Origin of the sequence: Sphingobium sp. (assembly GCF_048594625.1) — a bacterium.
Taxonomy (GTDB): Bacteria; Pseudomonadota; Alphaproteobacteria; order Sphingomonadales; family Sphingomonadaceae; genus Sphingobium.
Genome location: NZ_JBMDWL010000106.1, coordinates 44,802 through 63,380, shown reverse-complemented (window position 1 = coordinate 63,380; position 18,579 = coordinate 44,802). Strand labels below are relative to the sequence as shown.

The following is an 18,579-nucleotide window of genomic DNA, read 5'->3' as shown; positions in this document are numbered from 1 at the left end:
GTTCCGGATATGGAAACAGGCTTTTGCGGGCGCGCAACCACCGCCCCATGACAGGCGCGCGCCCTTGTGCGGGTCGCCGCGCCCGTCCCGACCGCTTATTCGGCGGCGACGGCCGACATCTGGAATTCCGCCGCCTCGGCAAATGGGCCCTTGTCCCAGGCCTTGAGTTCGGGGAGCACTTCCCTGGCGAACAGGCGCATATTTTCTTCCGCCAGATCATAGGGCATGCCGGCAAAGGCGAAATGGCATACCAGCGCGCCGACATCGATGATCTCGTCGATCTTGTGCATCTTTTCGATGAACTGTTCGGGCGTACCCCATGGCATCAGGTTGACATAATCTTCCACCTTCTGCTCCAGCGCCGCACCGCGGAACGCCTCGGCATTCTTGGCGTAAAATTCATATCCCTTCGTATTGGCGAATTTTTCGCCGCCCATGTCATAATGTTTGACCACGGTGCGCAGGTAACCGCCGACATATTTATAGGCCAGATCCTTCGCCTTGCCCGCATCCTTGTGCACCAGACAGTGACAGGCGAGCAGCGATTTGGGCGGCGTGGTGCCCGGCCGTATATCCACCCAGGTATCACGATAACCGCCCAGCGTATCGCGCACCTCTTCCCAGTTCTTCAGCGGGAAAATCATGCTGCCCGCGCCCAGCCGCGCCAGTATCGGCATGGTTTCGGGTGACAGGCCCGCGCCGATCGTACGCCCTTCGAACGTCTTGAACGGACCGGGGCGGATCTGGCGGCGCGGCTGCTTGATATGCTTGCCGTCATATTCGATATAGCCGGTCTTGAGCGCGCTCACGATCGCTTCCGCGCTTTCGACGAAAATCTCGCGCGTGTTGTTCATGTCGATGCGGAAGCCGCCAAATTCTTCGGCCCCCAACCCGCGCCCCATGCCCAGAACGGCCCGGCCGCCCGAAAAATGGTCCAGAAGGACGATCTGTTCGACCACCCGCACCGGGTCGTGCCACGGCAGCACGACGACCATCGCGCCCAGTTTCACATGCTTCGTGCGCCCGGCCATATAGGTTAGGAACTGAAGCACGTCGGGCGTCATCTCATAATCGGTGAAATGATGTTCGGGCTGCCAGATCGAATCGAAGCCCAGCGGTTCGGCCAGATCGCACAATGCCAGTTCGCGCTGGCACACCTCATGATCGGGCAACACATTGTCGGGGTTCTGAAAAATCGGGCTGAAACCGACGTGCATCCTGACCTCTCCTATCATTTTATATTCGCAACACATCTTCATTATGTCGAATGAAGCGCCGCGAGTCAAACATAGTCGGGTTTCAATATCAGAAAAAGACGATTCAAATCCATTTTCTGCAATCTAATTGCATAATAAGAATGGCGTGGTACATTTCGTCGATGTTGGGAGAATGACGATGGACGACAGGGATGAGGATTCGCCGATCAAATCGGTGAGGAAGGCGGTCGATGTGCTGGACGCACTCGCCTCCGCGCGCCGTCCCTTGCGGGTGATGGAACTGGCGACGAAATTGCGCATGTCGCAAAGCGCCGTGTCCCGCATCATCGCCACATTAGCAAAAACCGAACTCGTCTATCAGGATGACGAAACGGGCCGCTGCCATCTGGGCCTCGGCCTGGCCGTACTGGGCGCCAAATCGCTCGGCCGGCGCAATCTGGATCGCATCGCCCTGCCGGTGATGGATGAAATCGCGGCGCGCACCGGCTTTTATGTCGGGCTGGGCCGGTTGAGCCGTGGACAGGTGGTCGTGATGCGCGCCCTGCCCGCCCCGCTTGCGCAGAGCGACGTCACGTTGACGGTGGTCGCCCCGCTCCACGCCTGCGCGCCGGGTAAGATATTGGCGAGCGGGATGCACCGGGATGCGATTGTCGACCTTCTGTCCGCCCACGGCATGGACCCGATCACCCCCAACACGATTACCGATCCGGACCGCTTTCTGGAAAGCGTAGAGGCGACCCGTCGGAACGGCTTTGCGCTCGACGATCAGGAAGCCGGGCATGACTATGTCCATTTCGCCGTGCCGATACTCGATCATCATGGCGCGGTGATCGCGTCCATGTCCGCGGGCGGCACCCTGTCGCAAATCGGCGACAGCGACCTTCCTACCCTGCTCCAGACGCTGAACCATGGCGCGCTGCGCGTATCGCGCCAGCTGGATTATGACGGCGAAATCCCGCTCGACACCGGCGCCCTGCCCGCATTCGCTGCGGCGCCGGGCTGACAGCGTCAGCCGCACACCCGCGCGCGGCAAGGCAATGACCGCACGCGCAGCACCATCGCTCAAAGAAGCGCGCTGCACATGGAAGATGACGACCAGACCGACAGGAGAGAATGACCATGGCGTCACCCGAATATGACCGGCTGCTCGGCCAGTTGCGCGCCAGCAACCTGACGCAGTTGCTGCCTGTCGAACAAAGTCGGGCGAACTGGGAAAAATATGCCGCGACATTCAGCATCGCGCCCGACGCCCGTTTCGAATCCCTGGCCGCGCGCGGCGTCGACGTCGAATGGGTGCGCCTGCCCGAAAGCGATGAGGACCGCACCCTCGTCTATTTCCATGGCGGCGGCTATAATATGGGCACGATCGCATCCTATCGCAGCCTGGGATGCCGCCTTGCCCGCGCCAGCCGGGCACGGCTGCTGCTGGTCGGCTATCGCCTCGCCCCCGAACATCCCTGTCCGGCCGCCATTGACGACGCCATCACCACCTATCGCTGGCTGCTGGAGGATTTGGGCGTCGATCCGGCGCGCATCGTGTGGGGCGGCGATTCGGCGGGCGGCGGACTGGCCCTGTCGGCCGCCGCCGTCAGCCGCGACGCCGGCTTGCCGAATCCCGCCGCCCTCTTCGCCATCACGCCATCCACCGACCTTGCGAAGGAAGGCGCGTCCGTCACCGAACGCGCGCATCTCGATCCCATCATCAGCAGGGAAGGCAGCATGGCGATGGCCCGCCGTTATGTCGGGCCGGACGGCGATCTGAAGAACCCGGTCGCCTCCCCGCTTTACGCCGATCTGCATGGCCTGCCCCCGCTGCTGCTGCTGGCGGGCACCTATGATACCATGTTCGACGATGCGACGCGCGTCGCCGCAAAAGCGCAGGCGGCGGGCGTGGATGTGACACTCGATATCTGGGAAGAGATGGTCCATTCCTGGACGCTGTTTTCCGACCTCATTCCCGAAGGACGCGACGCCATCGCCAGCATCGGCGCCTTCGTCCAGCGCGCCGTCCCCTGACCGCGGAACTGGAAGGACACCGCCCCATGACAGACATCCAGCCGCGCCGCAGCGCACTTTACCTCCCCGCCATCAACGAACGCGCCATCGCCAAAGCGCGCACCATGACATGCGACGCCGTGATACTGGATCTGGAAGATTCGGTCGCGCCCGACCAGAAAGCCCAGGCAAGGGACAATGCCGTGTGCGCTCTGGCGGAAGGCGGCTTTGCCGCGCGGGAGGTCGTGATCCGCGTCAACGGCCATGACACGCCATGGCATCAGGCGGATGTGACAGCCGTCCGATCGGCCCGCCCCGACGCCCTGCTGTTGCCAAAGGTCAGCGCGCCCGATGACGTCCTGCGGTGCGCAGCCATGCTGGACGGCGACATGCCGATCTGGGCGATGATCGAAACCGCGCGCAGCCTGTTTCACCTGGACGCCATCGCGGCGACGGCCCGGACCGGTCGCCTCGCCTGCCTCGTCATCGGCACGAACGATCTGGTGAAGGAACTGCGCGCCACCCCCGCGCCTGATCGCGCCATCATCATTCCCTTTCTGATGTCGGCCCTTGCGGCGGCGCGCGCGCACGACCTTTCCATCCTCGATGGCGTTTTCAACACGCTGGACGACGAAGCGGATTTCATCGCCGAATGCCGTCAGGGCGCGGCAATGGGCTTTGACGGCAAGACTCTGATACACCCGCGCCAGATCGACGCCTGCCATGATGCCTATTCGCCCGGTCCGGACGACATCGCATGGGCGCGCACGGTCATCGCTGCGTTCGATCAGGATGATAACCGGCAGAAGGGCGTGATCCGCATCGACGGCAAGATGGTGGAGCGGCTTCATCTGGCGCAGGCGCGTCAGGTCATGGCGCTGGCGGACGCGACCTTCCCGCCCTGAAAATAGCGGGAGTGACCGCTTGACATTTTACATGGGATAATAAAACCTACTGAGTAGTATGTTAAACTGGGAAGAGGGTGGATCGGCAGATGTCAAAAGACATTCCGGTTGCGATGATGGCGCGGCGTCCGGCCGATGGCGCGGATCGGCGGCGTGAACCGACAGACGCGAAAGGCCTGACGCCATGAGCTTCGGGGCGCTTCAGGACATACGGATCATCGACCTGACCCAGATGCTGGCCGGTCCCTATGCCACCATGATGCTGGCCGATCACGGCGCGGATGTAATCAAGGTCGAACCGCCCGAAGGCGACATGACCCGTCCACTCGGACCCTTCCGCGCCGACAATGCAGGTGACGATCTGGGCGGCTATTTTCAGAGCATCAACCGCAACAAACGCAGCATATGCCTCAACCTCAAGACACCCGAAGGCAGGGACGCGCTGTTGCGCCTCGTCGCGGATGCCGATGCGGTGGTGGAAAACTACCGGGTCGGCGTGATGGAACGGCTCGGCCTTGGCTATGACGTCCTGCGCGCCGTCAACCCTCGGCTGGTCTATGCCGCCCTGCGCGGATTTGGGGACGACCGCACGGGCGCATCCCCCTATCGCCACTGGCCGGCCTATGACGTCATATCGCAGGCGATGGGCGGCATCATGGCGATTACCGGACCGGACGCCGCATCGCCGATGAAGGTCGGCCCCGGTGTTGGCGACATCATCCCCGGCGCGATGTTCGCATTCGGCATATTGGCCGCGATCCACAATGCCCGCCGCACCGGCAATGGACAATTTGTCGACATCGCCATGGTCGATGCCGTGCTCGCCCTGTGCGAACGCACCATATATCAGCATTCGGTGCAGGGCATCGTCCCGCGTCCGGAGGGCAATCATCATCCCTTCATGGTGCCGTTCGGCATCTATCCCGCGGCGGACGGCCATGTCGCGCTGGCCTCGCACCAGCAATCCTTCTTCGAAACCATGTGTCATCGACTGGATGCGCAGGGGCTGCTGGACGACCCCCTATACGCGACGGTCGATCTGCGGGTCGCGAACCGCGCCGCCCTGCAACGGGATCTCGCCCTCATCACGCAGCGTTATACCAAAGCGCAACTGACCGAACGGCTGGGCGGCCTGCTGCCCTATGGTCCGGTCATGGACGTCGGCGATATTGTCGGCGATCCGCATTATGCCGCGCGCGACATGATCGTCCCGGTGGCGCAGCCCGGCGATCGGCCGCCGATCAACATCGCAGGCGTCCCGATCAAGATGACGGACACGCCCGGCGGCATCCATCGCCGCGCCCCGCTTCTGGGTGAAGACACGGTGCAGGAACTGCGCCGCATCGGCCTCAGCCAGACCGAAATCGACCATCTGATCGCCAATCGCGCGGCGGTGGCCGCCCAGCAGATATAGGAAGACTGTCGTGACCAATCGGATCAAACGTGCGCGCCGGGTTCAGCTGTCCGTACCGGGCAGCAGCGAAAAAATGCTGCAAAAAGGGGCCGCATCGGCCGCCGACCATGTCTTTTGCGATCTGGAAGATGCCGTCGCCCCCGCCGCGAAGGTGGAGGCGCGCGGCAAGATCGCATGGGCGCTCAACAATCTGGACTGGGGGCGCAAGACGCGCTGCGTGCGGATCAACGACGTCACCACCGAATATTGCCATGGCGACATCATCGAACTGGTCGAACATGCCGGGTCGAACATCGACACCATCATGCTGACCAAGCCCATGAGCGCGGCGGACGTGATCTTCCTCGACCGCATGCTGGGCCAGCTCGAAAAGAAGCTGAAGCTCGACCGGCGCATCGGCATAGAGGTTCTGATCGAGGAAGTGCAGGCGCTCCAGCAGGTGGAAGATATTGCCCGCTGCTCCGACCGGCTCGAATGCCTGATCTTTGGCATGGGCGATTATAGCGGATCGCAGGGCATCGTCCTTGAAAATATCGGGGTGACGGATGGCTATCCCGGCGATCTGTTCCACTATGCCCGTTTCCGCATCACCATGGCCGCGCGCGCTGCGGGACTGGACGCGGTCGATGGCCCCTATGGCGATTTCACCGACGAAGCGGGCTATCGACGTGAAGCGGGCTATGCGCGCACGCTGGGCATGGTCGGCAAATGGGCCATCCACCCCGCCCAGATCGCGCCCGCGCTCGACGTCTTCTCGCCCTCGGTCGATCAGGTCGCCCGCGCCCGCCGGATGGAGGCCGCCTATCGCGAAGCGGAGGCCAAGGGGCTGGGCGCGGTACAGGTCGATGGCGCGATGATCGACGTCGCGGTCCTGCGCTTCGTGCGCAACACGCTCGATCTGGCCGATCTCTACGGCATGTGATGCCCGTTTGCCGCCTATAGCTGAGGAAATTCTGATGGACTGTGAATCGCTGTCGCCCGGCACCGGTTATCTGACGCCCGAACGGATCATGATCCGCGACATGGCGCGCCAATTTGTCGATGAAGAAGTCACGCCGATCGCCAACCAGCTGGACCCGGAACAGGGGATCATGCCGCAAAGCCTGATCGAACGGATGGGGGAACTCGGCTTTTTCGGCATATTGGTGCCCGAAGAACTGGGCGGCCTTGGCCTTGGCGCGTTCGAATATTGCCTCGTCGCCGAAGAACTGGCGCGCGGCTGGATGAGCGTCGCCAGCGTGCTGGCCCGCGCCAACAGCTTCTACAAATCGATCCCCGGCACGCAGTCCGAACGCAGGGACAAGATTCAGGCGATGATCCGCGGCGATTATCTGGGCGCTGGCGCGCTGTCGGAACCGCAGACCGGCTCGGACCTGTCCAACGTCGCGACGAAGGCCCGGCGGGACGGGGACGAATGGGTCATCACCGGCAATAAATATTGGTGCACCTTCGCCGATGGGGCCGATTGCATCCTGGTGCTGTGCAAGGTGGACGATCCGACCCCTGATGCGAAGCCACGCACGGTCATGATCGCGGTGGAAAAGCCGCGCGGCGAATTGCCCAACAACTGTTCGGGCGCGCCCATTCCCAAAATCGGCTATTTCGGCTGGAAGACATGGGAATTGCGGTTCGAAGGCACCCGCGCCCCGGTCCAGCCCGACGATGCCGCCAATGACGGGCGCGGTTTTCAGGCGGCGGCCGCCATGCTGGGCATCGCGCGCGCGCACACCGCCGCCCGGTCGATCGGTCAGGCGCAGGCCGCGCTGGACCACGCCATCGCCTATGCCAAGGATCGCGTCCAGTTCGGCCGCCCCATTTCCGATTTTCAGGCGATCCGCTTCAAGATCGCGACCATGGCCACGGAAATAGAGGCGGCACGCCAGCTGATGTACCATACCTGCGGTCAGATCGACGCCGGACAGGCGGGCACGCTCGAAACATCGATGGTCAAATATTTCGCGTCGGAAATGTCGGAACGGGTGACCAGCGAAGCGATGCAGATATTGGGCGGCGCGGGCTATACCACGTTGCATCCGGTCGAACGCTACTGGCGCGACGCCCGCCTGACAAAGATCATAGAGGGGACGTCCGAAATCCAGCAGCGCATCATTTCCGACATTCTCATCGGAAAACCCACGCGCAGGGACTGATCATGGCCTGCGCGGTTGCAATCTCCCGCGCCCCGCATCAATTTCTGTCGCATGGCGGGGGAACGGGAGCGGGAGCGGGCTTGAACGTGGGGAACTGGACGATCGGCCATGTTGGGATCTGCGTCGCGGATCTGGCGCGGTCCCTCTCTTTCTGGTGCGACGGTCTGGGATTCGAACGGCTGCGCGGCTTCGCCTTCAAAAGCCCCAGCTGGCGGCAGGTGATGGAAATTGACGGGCCGCTCGACCTGCATACCCAGATCATCCGGCGCGACGGCATGACGCTGGAACTGCTGCATTTCCTGTCGCCACCCGCCGATGGCGACGGCGCGCGCCATCCCATGACCCGGCTGGGCTTCACCCATCTTGCGCTGTGGGTGGACGATCTCGACGCCATGGCCGCGCGCCTCGTCGCCCATGGCGGGACGATCGTGGATGGCACCGACACACATTTCGACCATCCCCGGCTGCGTGGGCGATGGCTGATGTGCACGGACCCGGACGGCATCCGGCTGGAACTGATCCAGTGCGAAGGCGGCGGCGCGATCGTGGAGCCATAACGGCCCACCTGCGCCCTTTATGGCATCTCCATATCCGTATAGGGCATGGGGCGATTCATCGACGAACGCAAAGGACATGCCTTGAACAACCCGCAATTCGAACTGAAGATTCTCGATCAGAGGATCCACCAATGGGGTGTTCCGACCTATCAGACCGACATGTCCGCCGGCATTGACATGTATGCCTGCCTCGACGAACCGCTGGAACTGGTGCCGCAGGGCGACGCCGTCCTGATCCCGACCGGCGTCGCGATCCTGATGAACGACCCCCATGTCGTGGCCTTCCTGCTCGCCCGGTCGGGCCTGGGTCACAAGAAGGGCGTGATCCTGGGCCAGTCGGTCGGCACGATCGATGCCGATTACGCCAATCAGATTTTCATCAGCACATGGCTGCGCACCCCGCCCGGCAGCGACCCTGTCGTCATCAATCCGGGCGACCGTATCGCGCAGCTCGTCTTCCTGCCGATCCTGCGCCCGACCTTCAATCTGGTGGATGAATTTTCGGCCACGACCGGGCGGGGTCTGGGCGGATTCGGATCGACGGGCGGCGTTTCATGACATTGAACGACGCGCAGCTGGACCGCTATGCCCGCCATATCGTCCTCAAGGAGATTGGCGGCGCAGGGCAGGCCCGGCTGCTGTCGGCCGATGTGGCGGTGGTCGGCGCGGGCGGCATCGGCAGCCCGGCCATCCTTTACCTCGCCGCCGCTGGCGTGGGCACGATCCGCGTGATCGACCATGACGAAGTGGCGCTGTCCAATCTTCAGCGTCAGACGCTGTTTGGCACCGCCGATGTCGGCGCGCCCAAGGCCGAAGCCGCGATGGCCGCCGTCGCCCGCCTCAATCCCGATGTGAAGCTGATCCCGATCAACGGCCGGATCGATGCCGCCAATGCCGCCCTCATGCTGCGCGACGCCGATGTCGTGCTGGACGGATGCGACAATTTCGACACCCGGCTGGCGGTCGCCGACTGCGCCCATGCGCTGCGCATACCGCTGGTATCGGCCGCCGTCGGCCCGTTTGAGGGGCAGATCGCCACCTATCGCGGGTGGGAAGCGGACAAGCCCTGCTATCGCTGCCTCGTCGGCGCGCCGCAGGATGCGCCCGAACGCAACTGCGCGGAAACCGGCGTCATCGGCGCGCTGACTGGCGCGATGGGCAGCCTCGCCGCGTTGGAGGTGATCCGCGCGCTCGTCCCCTTCGGCACGGACATGGCCGGTCGCCTGCTGATCGCGGACCTGCTCTCCATGCGCTTTCGCACGCTCGACGTGCCCAAAGACCCGGCCTGCCCCGGATGCGCGACCGAATTATGCGCGCCCTGAACATCGTCGTCGCCACGCCCGATGCGGAACGGTTCCGCGCCGCGCTGACGCTGGCGGCGGCGCAGGCCGCGCTGGGCGGCGCGGCGTGCCTGTTCCTGCAACTCGACGCCGTGGCGCTGCTGAAAATGCCCGTCACCGCCCCGCGCGACAGCGCCCATGGCGACGCAGGCCTGCCCGATCTGGCGACCCTGCTGGGCGAAGCGCAGGCATTGGGCGTGCGCCTGATCGCCTGTCAAAGCGGCATGGCCTTGCATGGGATGACGGCCGATCATCTGCCAAGCGGTACGGACATCGGCGGCCCGGTCGTCTTTCTTCAGCGCATGGGGCACGACGCCCGCCTGCTGATCGCCTGATCAGGCCAGCGGCAACATCAGCGAAGGACCGGCAACAGCCGCCAGTTGCCATGCGCCTTTTGCTGGGCGGCCGCCGCGACCGGCAGGTCCGGCACGGACGCGCCATTGGCGGCAGGCAGCGCAGCCATATGCGCCACGCCCCACAGCGCGCCAAGGCAGAAGAAGGCGATCAGGCCATAACGAACCGGTTTCATGCTCCCTGCCTCCTTTCGCGCGCTTCTCATACCGGCGAAGCAGGCAGGGAGCAAGCGACGGCCCCATTGGCAACAAACCGTCGCAAGGGATGTTCAGAAATCCCGATAGCGTTCGTTGCCGATGAAGCCCATCTTCGTCACGCCCGCGCGCCGGATGTCGGCCAGCACTTCGTCCACCGCGACATAGCGGGCCGCCGCGTCCGGCTGGAACTGCAATTCCGGCTCCACCGGCAAAGCCAACGATTGCGCCAGATAACGGCGCAGCGTCAGCCGATCCACCGGCATGCCGTTCCAGCGGATGATGCCTGCGGGATCGATCGTCACCCTGTTCTTGACCGGATCGGGCATGGGCATGGCCGGATCGGACTTCGCCTGCGGCAGGTCGATGCCCACGCTGTGCGACTGGATCGGGATGGTGATGATGAACATGATCAGCAGCACCAGCATCACGTCGATCAGCGGCGTGGTGTTCATGTCGGACATGGGCGCATCCCCTGCGCCCGATCGGGGTCTTGCGAAGCTCAAAGCCATAAAGTCCCTCCTGTGGTTGATAATGATATATCAACACACAAAAGATGCGTCCGATCGACCGCCTTGGCAAGGCCCTTCTATCGCATCCGCTTCTATTGCCCGCCCTTCTATTGCCTCCGCTTCTATTGCCCCCTTCTATTGCCCCCTTCTATTGCCCCCTTCTATTGACAGTGCGGACGGCCCATTTAAGGGGAAGGCGCGGCTTTTTCGGGCCGCGCAACCTGAAATTTCACAGAAAGACCTCCCGTGTCCGCCATGCTCAAGATCACCCTGCCCGATGGTTCCGTGCGTGAAGTCGCGCCCGGTACTACTCCGGCGGACATTGCGGCATCGATCGGGCCGGGCCTGGCCAAGGCGGCGATCGCCGCGCGCGTCGATGGCGAACTGCGCGACATCGGTCGCCCGCTGGAACAGGATTCGCAGCTGGCGCTCGTGACGGCGAAGGATGAAGCCGACGCGCTGGAACTGGCGCGCCACGATTTCGCGCATGTTCTGGCCGAAGCGGTGCAGGCGCTGTTCCCCGGTACGCAGATCACCTTCGGCCCGGCGACGGAGGACGGCTTCTATTACGACTTCGCGCCCAAGGATCGCCCCTTCACGGAGGAAGACCTGCCCGCGATCGAGGCGGAGATGCGCAGGATCATCGCCGCCAACAAGCCCCTGCGCCGCGAAGTCATCGCCCGCGACACACTGATCGCGCAATGGGAAGCCGCCGGCGAGACGTTCAAGGCGCAATGGGCCGCCGAACTGCCGCAGGGCGAGGAACTGACCGTCTATCATTCGGGCGACGGCTGGTACGACATGTGCCGCGGCCCGCATCTGGCGTCCACCGGCAAGCTGGACCCGGCCGCGTTCAAGCTGACCCGCGTGTCTGGCGCCTATTGGCGCGGCGATCAGAAAAACGCGATGCTCAGCCGCATCTACGGCACCGGCTGGCTCAACAAGAAGCAACTGGCCGAGCATCTGACGCGGCTGGAGGAAGCGGGCAAGCGCGACCATCGCAAGCTGGGCGCGGAAATGGACCTGTTCCATCTGCAACAGGAAGCGCATGGCAGCGTCTTCTGGCACCCGAAGGGTTATCTGATCTGGCGCGAGTTGGAAGCCTATATGCGCCGCGCCATCGACGATGCGGGCTATCGCGAAGTGAAGACGCCGCAGGTGATGGACGCCCGCCAGTGGGAAGCGTCCGGCCACTGGGGCAAGTATCGCGAAAATATGTTCGTCATCCCCGACGAAGTGCCCAATGTGGAGGATGAAGGCCCGCTGGTGTCGGACGACGCCGAATGGATGGCCTTGAAGCCCATGAACTGCCCGGCGCACGTCCTGATCTTCCGTCAGGGGATCAAGAGCTATCGCGACCTGCCGCTGCGCTTCTACGAAAATGGCTGCTGCCACCGCAACGAGCCGCATGGCGCGCTGCACGGCCTGATGCGTGTGCGCCAGTTCACGCAGGATGACGCGCATATCTTCTGCCGCGAAGACCAGATTGTGGAGGAAGTGCGGGCATTCTGTGCGCTGGCCGACCGCATCTACAAGGATTTCGGCTTCACCTATTCGATCAAACTCGCCCTGCGCCCCGAAAAGCGCTTCGGCAGCGAAGATATGTGGGACAAGGCGGAAAATGAACTGCGCAACGCGGTCGCCGCCGCGGGCCTCAACACCCCCGAATATGGCTGGGAAGAATTGCCGGGCGAAGGCGCTTTCTACGCGCCCAAGCTGGAATGGCACCTGACCGACGCGATCGGCCGCACATGGCAGGTCGGCACCATCCAGTCGGACCGCGTGCTGCCCGAACGACTCGACGCCAGCTATATCGGCGAAGATGGCGAACGCCACCGCCCGGTCATGCTTCACCGCGCCATTTTCGGCAGCTATGAACGCTTCATCGGCATCCTGATCGAACATTATGCGGGCAAATTCCCGCTCTGGCTTGCCCCGGTGCAGGCGGTCGTCGCGACCATCGTGTCGGACGCGGACGATTATGCGAAGGCCGCCGTGGAGAAGCTGCGCGCCGCCGGTATCCGCGCCGAAATCGACGTACGGAACGAGAAGATCAACTATAAGGTGCGCGAACATAGCCTCGCAAAAGTGCCCAATCTGCTGGTCGTGGGCCGTCGCGAAGCGGAAGAAGCCACCGTGGCCCTGCGCGAACTGGGCAAGGAAGGACAGAGCGTCCTGTCGCTGGACGATGTCATTTCGCGCCTTGCAATCGAAGCCCGCGCACCCGATATGCGGTGAGGCAGCAATGCCACAAGGGTGCGTGATTCCGTTACGGCGGGATTACGCACCCCTTTCGGCTTTGCCAAAAAGCCGCTAAGAGCCACTCGTTCCTGCAACGACCATAGGAGATACTGCTATACGTCCCCCGATGATGCGCCGCCCGCTGGCGCCGCCGCCGAAGTCCGGCCCTCGCTATAATGAATTCATCACCGTGCCCAAGGTGCGCGTGATTGATGACGAAGGCGAAAATCTGGGTGTGATGTTTACGCAGGAAGCCATCGAGCAGGCCTATGAAGTCGGCCTCGACCTGGTTGAAGTGTCGCCGAACGCCGACCCGCCGGTCTGCAAGTTTCTGGACATCGGCAAATTCAAGTACGAAGCCCAGAAAAAGGCGAATATCGCCCGCAAGACCCAGAAGACGCAGGAACTCAAAGAGATCAAGATGCGTCCGAACATCGACGATCATGACTATGATACGAAGATGAAGAAGGTCCATGACTTCATCGGCGACGGCGACAAGGTGAAGATCACCCTGCGCTTCCGTGGCCGCGAACTCAGCCACCAGCAGCTGGGCATGGCCCTGCTTCAGCGCGTGGCCGAAAATGTCGCCGAAATCGCGAAGGTGGAAGCCTATCCGCGCATGGAAGGCCGCCAGATGCTGATGGTGCTGGCCCCGAAATAAGGGTCACCTGCCACAACGCACCGCAAAAGGGCGGGGTCTGCATCCAGACCCCGCCCTTTTGCTTTATGCGGGTAACATTAACCCACCCGTTCGCTTCGAGCGCAGTCGAGAAGCGCGTAGCGCAGCACCAGTGTTTCTCGACTTCGCTCGAAACGAACGGAAGGAATAGGTCAGATAGCGCCCTATCCTCTGCTCAGCGCGCGGCCTTCTCGCTATATAGCGCCGGGAACATCGCCTTGAGCGCCGCCAACTTGGGCATGTCCCACCGCTGGATATAGGGGTGACGCGGATTACGCCGCAGAAAGTCCTGGTGAAAGGCGTCGGCGTCCTGAAAACCCGTGAAGCGCTCCACCTTCGTCACGATCGGGTCGCGCCACAGGCCGCTCTTGCCCAGCTGCGTCAGATAGGCGTCGGCCGCCCGCGCCTGCTCCGGATTGAGCGGGAACAGCGCGCTGCGATATTGGGTGCCATGGTCGGGCTGCTGATAATTCAGCGTCGTCGGATCGGTCACCACCGAAAAGAAGATGCGCAGCAGCGTCCCGTAACTCACCTGCGCCGGATCATAGGTCACCCGAACCGCTTCGGCATAGCCGGTGTCGCCATTGCTGACCCGCGCATAATCAACGCGCATCGATCGCGGTCCTCCGGCAAAGCCGGCGACCGCAAGGTGGACACCTTTGACATGGGAGAAAACACCCTCGACGCCCCAATAGCATCCGCCCGCGAAGACGGCGGTTTCCAGCTTGCGCGTGGGCGCTGCATCGATGGTGGCGATAGGGGCCAGTACGGCCCGTTCGGCATGCGCCGGGGCGGCGGCGGACAATGCCGCCGCGCATATCAGGGCAAGGCGATCAGAGCGCCGCATTCTGCGTAGCGGTCGCCGCAATGGCGGTGGACCCGATGACCGTCCCCTCGTCGGGCTGAAGCGCGAACATGGCCACGGCACCCATCGCGAACCCGCCCAGAAAGCGCAGAAACAGATCGGATTTCAAAAACGTAACCATGGCCAAAGCCCTTCCAGAATATATTTCAGGCCGCATCGACCTGCCGACTATCTCCATCTGCCTTGCCCCTGTCTTAACGGCCTGCGCTGCGGGAGCAGCTTTCGACCGACATCGGCTATAAAACGACGAATGGAGTTGGTCCTTTAAATCAGTTTCTCTATGCAACGCGCATATAGGCTATACTGCGGCAATCGCAAGACGCTGCGACGCGAAAAAGACCGTTTCCATTTTGTGACAAAAGGACCACCCGGTCGGGCAATCGGCGGCATGGCATCATCCCAATCATCGAGCGACACCAGACTTTCCAGCCCTTTAAACGGCCCGCCGCGCCCACCGCAAGCAAGAGGGCCGATGCTGATGCACCGGCCCTCATGTCGTTGCAGCCGCGAAGGCGCGCCGATTATTTCAGCGCGGCGCAGGCTTCCTGAATTCGCGTGCAGGCTTTTTTCAACACATCGTCCGACGTCGCATAGCTGATGCGGAAGGCGGGCGACAGGCCGAACGCCGCGCCATGCACGGCCGCGACCTTCGCTTCGTCCAGGAAATAACCGATCAGCGCTTCGTCGCTGTCGATCACCGCGCCCTTGGGCGTCGTCTTGCCCATCACGCCGCTGGCGTCGGGATAAACGTAAAAGGCGCCTTCGGGCGTCGGGCAATCAAGCCCCGGCGCGTCGTTCAGCATGGCGACCACCATATCGCGACGCTTCTTGAACACGGCGTTGCGCTCTTCCAGAAAATCCTGCGGGCCGGTCAGCGCAGCGACGGCGGCCGCCTGACTGATCGAGCAGGGATTGCTGGTCGACTGCGATTGCAGCTTGCCCATCGCCTTGATGATCCATTCGGGGCCGCCCGCAAAACCGATGCGCCATCCGGTCATGGAAAAGGCCTTGGAACAGCCATTGACGGTCAGCGTGCGGTCATACAGTTCCGGGCACACCTGCGCGATGGTGGCGAAGGGCGTGGGCGCGTACCAGACATGTTCATACATGTCGTCCGTCATCACCAGCACATGCGGGTGGCGGAGCAACACGTCGGCCAGCGCCTTCAGCTCGTCCGCCGAATAGGCCGCGCCCGACGGGTTGGACGGCGAATTGAGCATCACCCATTTGGTGCGCGGCGTGATCGCGGCGTCCAGCTGGGCGGGCGTAATCTTATATCCCTGCGACGCCGGGCCTTCGATGAAGACCGGCTTGCCGCCTGCAAAGTTCACGATGTCGGGATAGCTGACCCAATAGGGCGCCGGGATGATGACTTCATCGCCCGCATCGACCGTCGCGATCAGCGCGTTGAACAGCGTATGCTTGCCGCCCGAATTGACGCTGATCTGGCTGCGCTTGTAAATGAGGCCATTGTCACGCTTGAACTTGAAGGCAACCGCTTCCTTGACGTCGACCGTGCCGTCCACATCGGTATAGCGAGTCAGGTTGTTGCGAATCGCCGCGATCCCGGCTTCCTTGACGAAATCGGGGGTGTCGAAATCGGGTTCGCCGGCCGACAGGCCAATGACGTCCACGCCTTCGGCTTTAAGCGCGTTCACGCGGGCGCTCATGGCGAGCGTGGCGGACGGCTGAATACGACCCAAGGCGGCGGAAGTCTGGCTCATGGCAATAAACTCGCTGAAAAATCCCCTAGGCCCGCAATAAAAGCGGACGCCGCGGTCCTTAGTGCGCAACGGACGATCGGGCAACCGGCCAGATGGGCGTTAATGGCTTTACGATGCGATAGCGCGGCTATCGCGCGCCTCTGCTACGCCCCGTGTCAGCGCAGCAATGTCGCGGCCACCATCCCGCGCGACGCATTGCCGATGAAGAAGCCCCGCTCCAGATCGTGCAGGCGCAGGTCGCCTTCCACCGCTTCCCCCATGTCGATCAGGCTGCGGCGCAATATGCCCGGCAACAGCCCGCGCGAAGCGGGTGGCGTCACCAGCTTGTCCCCGCGCTCCACGAAGATGGTGGAAAAACAGCCTTCGGTCACATAGCCCTGCGCGTCGAGCAGCACGACTTCATAGGTGCCCCCGCGTTTGAGCGCATCGCGATACAGGCTGCGGTCGCTGGTCTTGTGGCACAGGCGCTGGTCGTCCGCCGGGCACATGCGCGGCACGGCGGCCACGCGCATGATCGCGTCGGGCCAGCTCAGATGCCCGCGCACCTCGATCGCCAGCGCCCCGCCGCGCGACGCCATCAACCGCACCCGGCTGCGTTCGCGCAGCTGGAATGTCGCGGCCTGCAATTCGTTGCGCACGTCATGGCGATTGAACTGGAACCCCAGCGCGTCGGCGCTCGCCTTGATCCGCTCAAGATGCAGGTCCAGCAACCTGATGCCTTCGAGCGGATCGAAAGCCATGGTTTCCAACAGGTCGAACCGTCCGTCAGCCAATGCCATTGAAACTTTTCAAGCCCCACAGCGCCAAAAGTCAAGCGCCCCTAAAGTCATGTTCCAGTACGCTTCCCAAGGCAGACGGGACCGTCTGCTGATCCGGAAAACGCGGCAACCCCAAGATCCGGCCCAAAATCCGGCCCAACATCCGGCGCAGCAGGACCAACGCAATCGGTCCTGAACCGCATCAAATGCACGCCCCTATTCGTTCAGGTCGACAGGAAACGCCCCTTGGCCAGACATTCCGCCCATTCGGATGCGCAATCCGAATCCGCGACGATGCCCGACCCCAGCCCCAGCCGTCCGATCCCGCTGCCCTCTTCGACGCAAATGGTGCGAATGGCAACATTGAACGCGGCGTCTCCTTCCGGATCGATCCACCCCATGCTGCCGGTATAGACGCCGCGCGCATGGGGTTCGACCGCGTCGATGATCTCCATCGCCCGCACCTTGGGCGCACCGGTGATGGACCCGCAGGGGAACAGCACGCGCAAAACGTCGACCGGCGACAGGCCTGGCAAGATCCGCGCGCGCACGCTCGACACCAGCTGATGGACGGTGGGATAGGTTTCGACCCTGAACAGGTCGGGCACCGTCACGCTGCCCGCCTGCGACACGCGCGACAGGTCGTTGCGCAACAGGTCCACGATCATCAGATTTTCGGCACGCTGCTTCGCGTCGCTTTCCAGCCATGCCGCCTGCGCTTGGTCCGCCGCCGGGTCCGCGCCGCGCGTCGCCGTGCCCTTCATCGGCCGCGCGGTCAGCTGCCCGCGCACCTGCGTAAAGAAAAGTTCGGGCGAAAAGGACAGGATGGAATGGCCGCCGGTACGGATCACCCCGCCATAGCCCGCCGCCGCGCGCGGCCGGATGGCGGCATAAAGCGCCAGAGGATCGCCCGCCACGTCGACATCGCACGGAAAAGTCAGATTGACCTGATAGATGTCGCCCGCCCTGATATAATCCTGCACTCGCTCGAAAGCCGCGCGATAGGCATCCTCGCCCACCAGCGGGCGCAGCGCACCGACGGTCGCGCCCGCCGGATCTGGCAACAGGTGGGGCATGTCCGCCGACGGGATCAGCCGCACCCCTTCGAACAGGCCGAACCACAAAAGCGGCGCGCCGCCCTGAACCTGCCCCTGCCCTTCCCCATGGCGACGGGCGATGGGGTCCAGCCGCCCTTCCAGCGCCAGCCCCGCTTCATAGGCGATATATCCCGCCGCATGCAGCCCCCTGTCCCGCGCCTCCGCCAGCCGGTCCAGCGCGGGTTGCACGGCGGCCATATCGTGTACGGCGATGATGTCCACCGGATCGCGATAGAGCCGCGCCGGGGCAGCGCGGGCGCGCGCATCGTCGAACAGGCAATAGGATTCATGGGAACCGGGCAGACGCATGGCGCGCCTGTTAGACCATATCGGAACCAGATTATATCGCAGAATCGCCTGGCAGGCCCCGCGCCCGCGGATCGCGACCCCGCTATGGCTCCGGCGGTTCAGACAGGCTCCCCATCATGCGGCCCGGCCCGACGATCGCAGGCATGTCACAGGCCAGCAGGCAGCTGAAAATGTGCAAAAGCAAAAGGTCATGAGAGCAAGATCCGGTTCAATCTCATCGGATGATGCTCTGTTTCCCGCATTTCCAAGCCAGCAGATGATGCCATCC

20 protein-coding genes are annotated in these 18,579 nt (G+C 63.2%); 12 read left to right on the top strand and 8 right to left on the bottom strand.

Translation table 11 applies throughout. From position 1 onward, the window contains the following. Positions 1-95: 95 nt before the first annotated feature. A complete protein-coding gene (locus ACOJSJ_RS13775; protein WP_420145541.1) occupies positions 96-1,217 on the bottom strand; it encodes an LLM class flavin-dependent oxidoreductase in 1,122 nt (373 codons plus the stop codon). Between the two features lie 178 nt (positions 1,218-1,395). Here ACOJSJ_RS13775 and ACOJSJ_RS13770 point away from each other — a divergent pair, with 178 nt between their 5' ends. From ACOJSJ_RS13770 to ACOJSJ_RS13725, 10 genes are all read left to right on the top strand, one after another. Beyond that, positions 1,396-2,220 (top strand): IclR family transcriptional regulator, encoded by an 825-nt coding sequence (locus tag ACOJSJ_RS13770; protein ID WP_420145540.1) that lies wholly within the window; start codon positions 1,396-1,398, stop codon positions 2,218-2,220. A 116-nt stretch (positions 2,221-2,336) separates the two neighbouring features. Continuing rightward, positions 2,337-3,233 (top strand): alpha/beta hydrolase, encoded by an 897-nt coding sequence (locus tag ACOJSJ_RS13765; RefSeq protein ID WP_420145539.1) that lies wholly within the window; start codon positions 2,337-2,339, stop codon positions 3,231-3,233. A 26-nt stretch (positions 3,234-3,259) separates the two neighbouring features. Then, a complete protein-coding gene (locus ACOJSJ_RS13760) occupies positions 3,260-4,117 on the top strand; it encodes an HpcH/HpaI aldolase/citrate lyase family protein (protein ID WP_420145538.1) in 858 nt (285 codons plus the stop codon). A 184-nt stretch (positions 4,118-4,301) separates the two neighbouring features. Then, positions 4,302-5,531 carry a CaiB/BaiF CoA transferase family protein gene (locus tag ACOJSJ_RS13755; protein WP_420145537.1) on the top strand — a complete coding sequence of 410 codons (1,230 nt, stop codon included), beginning with the start codon at positions 4,302-4,304 and terminating at the stop codon, positions 5,529-5,531. Positions 5,532-5,541: 10 nt separating this feature from the next. Next, entirely contained in the window at positions 5,542-6,453 is a 912-nt protein-coding gene (locus ACOJSJ_RS13750; RefSeq protein ID WP_420145536.1) for an HpcH/HpaI aldolase/citrate lyase family protein, read from the top strand. A gap of 34 nt (positions 6,454-6,487) precedes the next feature. After that, positions 6,488-7,681, top strand: a complete 1,194-nt coding sequence (locus ACOJSJ_RS13745; RefSeq protein WP_420145535.1) for an acyl-CoA dehydrogenase family protein — start codon at positions 6,488-6,490, stop codon at positions 7,679-7,681. A gap of 86 nt (positions 7,682-7,767) precedes the next feature. After that, the gene (locus ACOJSJ_RS13740) at positions 7,768-8,238 is read left to right on the top strand and encodes a VOC family protein (protein WP_420145606.1); all 471 of its coding nucleotides are present in this window, start codon (positions 7,768-7,770) and stop codon (positions 8,236-8,238) included. A gap of 45 nt (positions 8,239-8,283) precedes the next feature. Beyond that, complete coding sequence (gene dut / locus ACOJSJ_RS13735) at positions 8,284-8,796, top strand: dUTP diphosphatase (protein WP_420145534.1); 513 nt, start codon at positions 8,284-8,286, stop codon at positions 8,794-8,796. Beyond that, positions 8,793-9,560, top strand: a complete 768-nt coding sequence (locus tag ACOJSJ_RS13730) for a HesA/MoeB/ThiF family protein (protein WP_420145533.1) — start codon at positions 8,793-8,795, stop codon at positions 9,558-9,560. Before dut ends, ACOJSJ_RS13730 begins: the two co-directional genes overlap by 4 nt. After that, positions 9,548-9,913, top strand: coding sequence for a DsrE family protein (locus ACOJSJ_RS13725; RefSeq protein ID WP_420145532.1), 366 nt, complete (start codon positions 9,548-9,550; stop codon positions 9,911-9,913). Before ACOJSJ_RS13730 ends, ACOJSJ_RS13725 begins: the two co-directional genes overlap by 13 nt. 17 nt (positions 9,914-9,930) lie before the next feature. Here ACOJSJ_RS13725 and ACOJSJ_RS13720 read toward each other — a convergent pair whose 3' ends face one another. Together ACOJSJ_RS13720 and ACOJSJ_RS13715 are read right to left on the bottom strand one after the other, a co-directional pair. After that, positions 9,931-10,107, bottom strand: a complete 177-nt coding sequence (locus tag ACOJSJ_RS13720) for a hypothetical protein (RefSeq protein ID WP_420145531.1) — start codon at positions 10,105-10,107, stop codon at positions 9,931-9,933. A gap of 93 nt (positions 10,108-10,200) precedes the next feature. Beyond that, entirely contained in the window at positions 10,201-10,638 is a 438-nt protein-coding gene (locus tag ACOJSJ_RS13715) for an ExbD/TolR family protein (protein WP_420145530.1), read from the bottom strand. Positions 10,639-10,893: 255 nt separating this feature from the next. On the opposite strand from ACOJSJ_RS13715, the gene thrS reads away from it, so the two are divergent. Continuing rightward, positions 10,894-12,876 (top strand): threonine--tRNA ligase, encoded by a 1,983-nt coding sequence (gene thrS / locus ACOJSJ_RS13710; RefSeq protein ID WP_420145605.1) that lies wholly within the window; start codon positions 10,894-10,896, stop codon positions 12,874-12,876. 130 nt (positions 12,877-13,006) lie between these two features. Continuing rightward, the gene (infC, locus tag ACOJSJ_RS13705) at positions 13,007-13,540 is read left to right on the top strand and encodes a translation initiation factor IF-3 (protein WP_184267118.1); all 534 of its coding nucleotides are present in this window, start codon (positions 13,007-13,009) and stop codon (positions 13,538-13,540) included. Positions 13,541-13,733: 193 nt separating this feature from the next. Here the strand turns inward: infC and msrA are convergent, their stop codons facing one another. The 5 genes from msrA to pabB form a co-directional block, all read right to left on the bottom strand. Continuing rightward, positions 13,734-14,405 (bottom strand): peptide-methionine (S)-S-oxide reductase MsrA, encoded by a 672-nt coding sequence (gene msrA / locus ACOJSJ_RS13700; protein ID WP_420145529.1) that lies wholly within the window; start codon positions 14,403-14,405, stop codon positions 13,734-13,736. Continuing rightward, on the bottom strand, positions 14,392-14,544 hold the full coding sequence (locus ACOJSJ_RS13695) for a hypothetical protein (RefSeq protein WP_420145528.1): 153 nt from the start codon (positions 14,542-14,544) through the stop codon (positions 14,392-14,394). Before ACOJSJ_RS13695 ends, msrA begins: the two co-directional genes overlap by 14 nt. A 400-nt stretch (positions 14,545-14,944) precedes the next feature. Next, a complete protein-coding gene (locus tag ACOJSJ_RS13690; RefSeq protein ID WP_420145527.1) occupies positions 14,945-16,147 on the bottom strand; it encodes a pyridoxal phosphate-dependent aminotransferase in 1,203 nt (400 codons plus the stop codon). A 155-nt stretch (positions 16,148-16,302) separates the two neighbouring features. After that, on the bottom strand, positions 16,303-16,926 hold the full coding sequence (locus ACOJSJ_RS13685) for an aminotransferase class IV (RefSeq protein WP_420145526.1): 624 nt from the start codon (positions 16,924-16,926) through the stop codon (positions 16,303-16,305). 203 nt (positions 16,927-17,129) lie between these two features. Further along, on the bottom strand, positions 17,130-18,311 hold the full coding sequence (pabB, locus tag ACOJSJ_RS13680; protein WP_420145525.1) for an aminodeoxychorismate synthase component I: 1,182 nt from the start codon (positions 18,309-18,311) through the stop codon (positions 17,130-17,132). Positions 18,312-18,579: the final 268 nt, after the last annotated feature.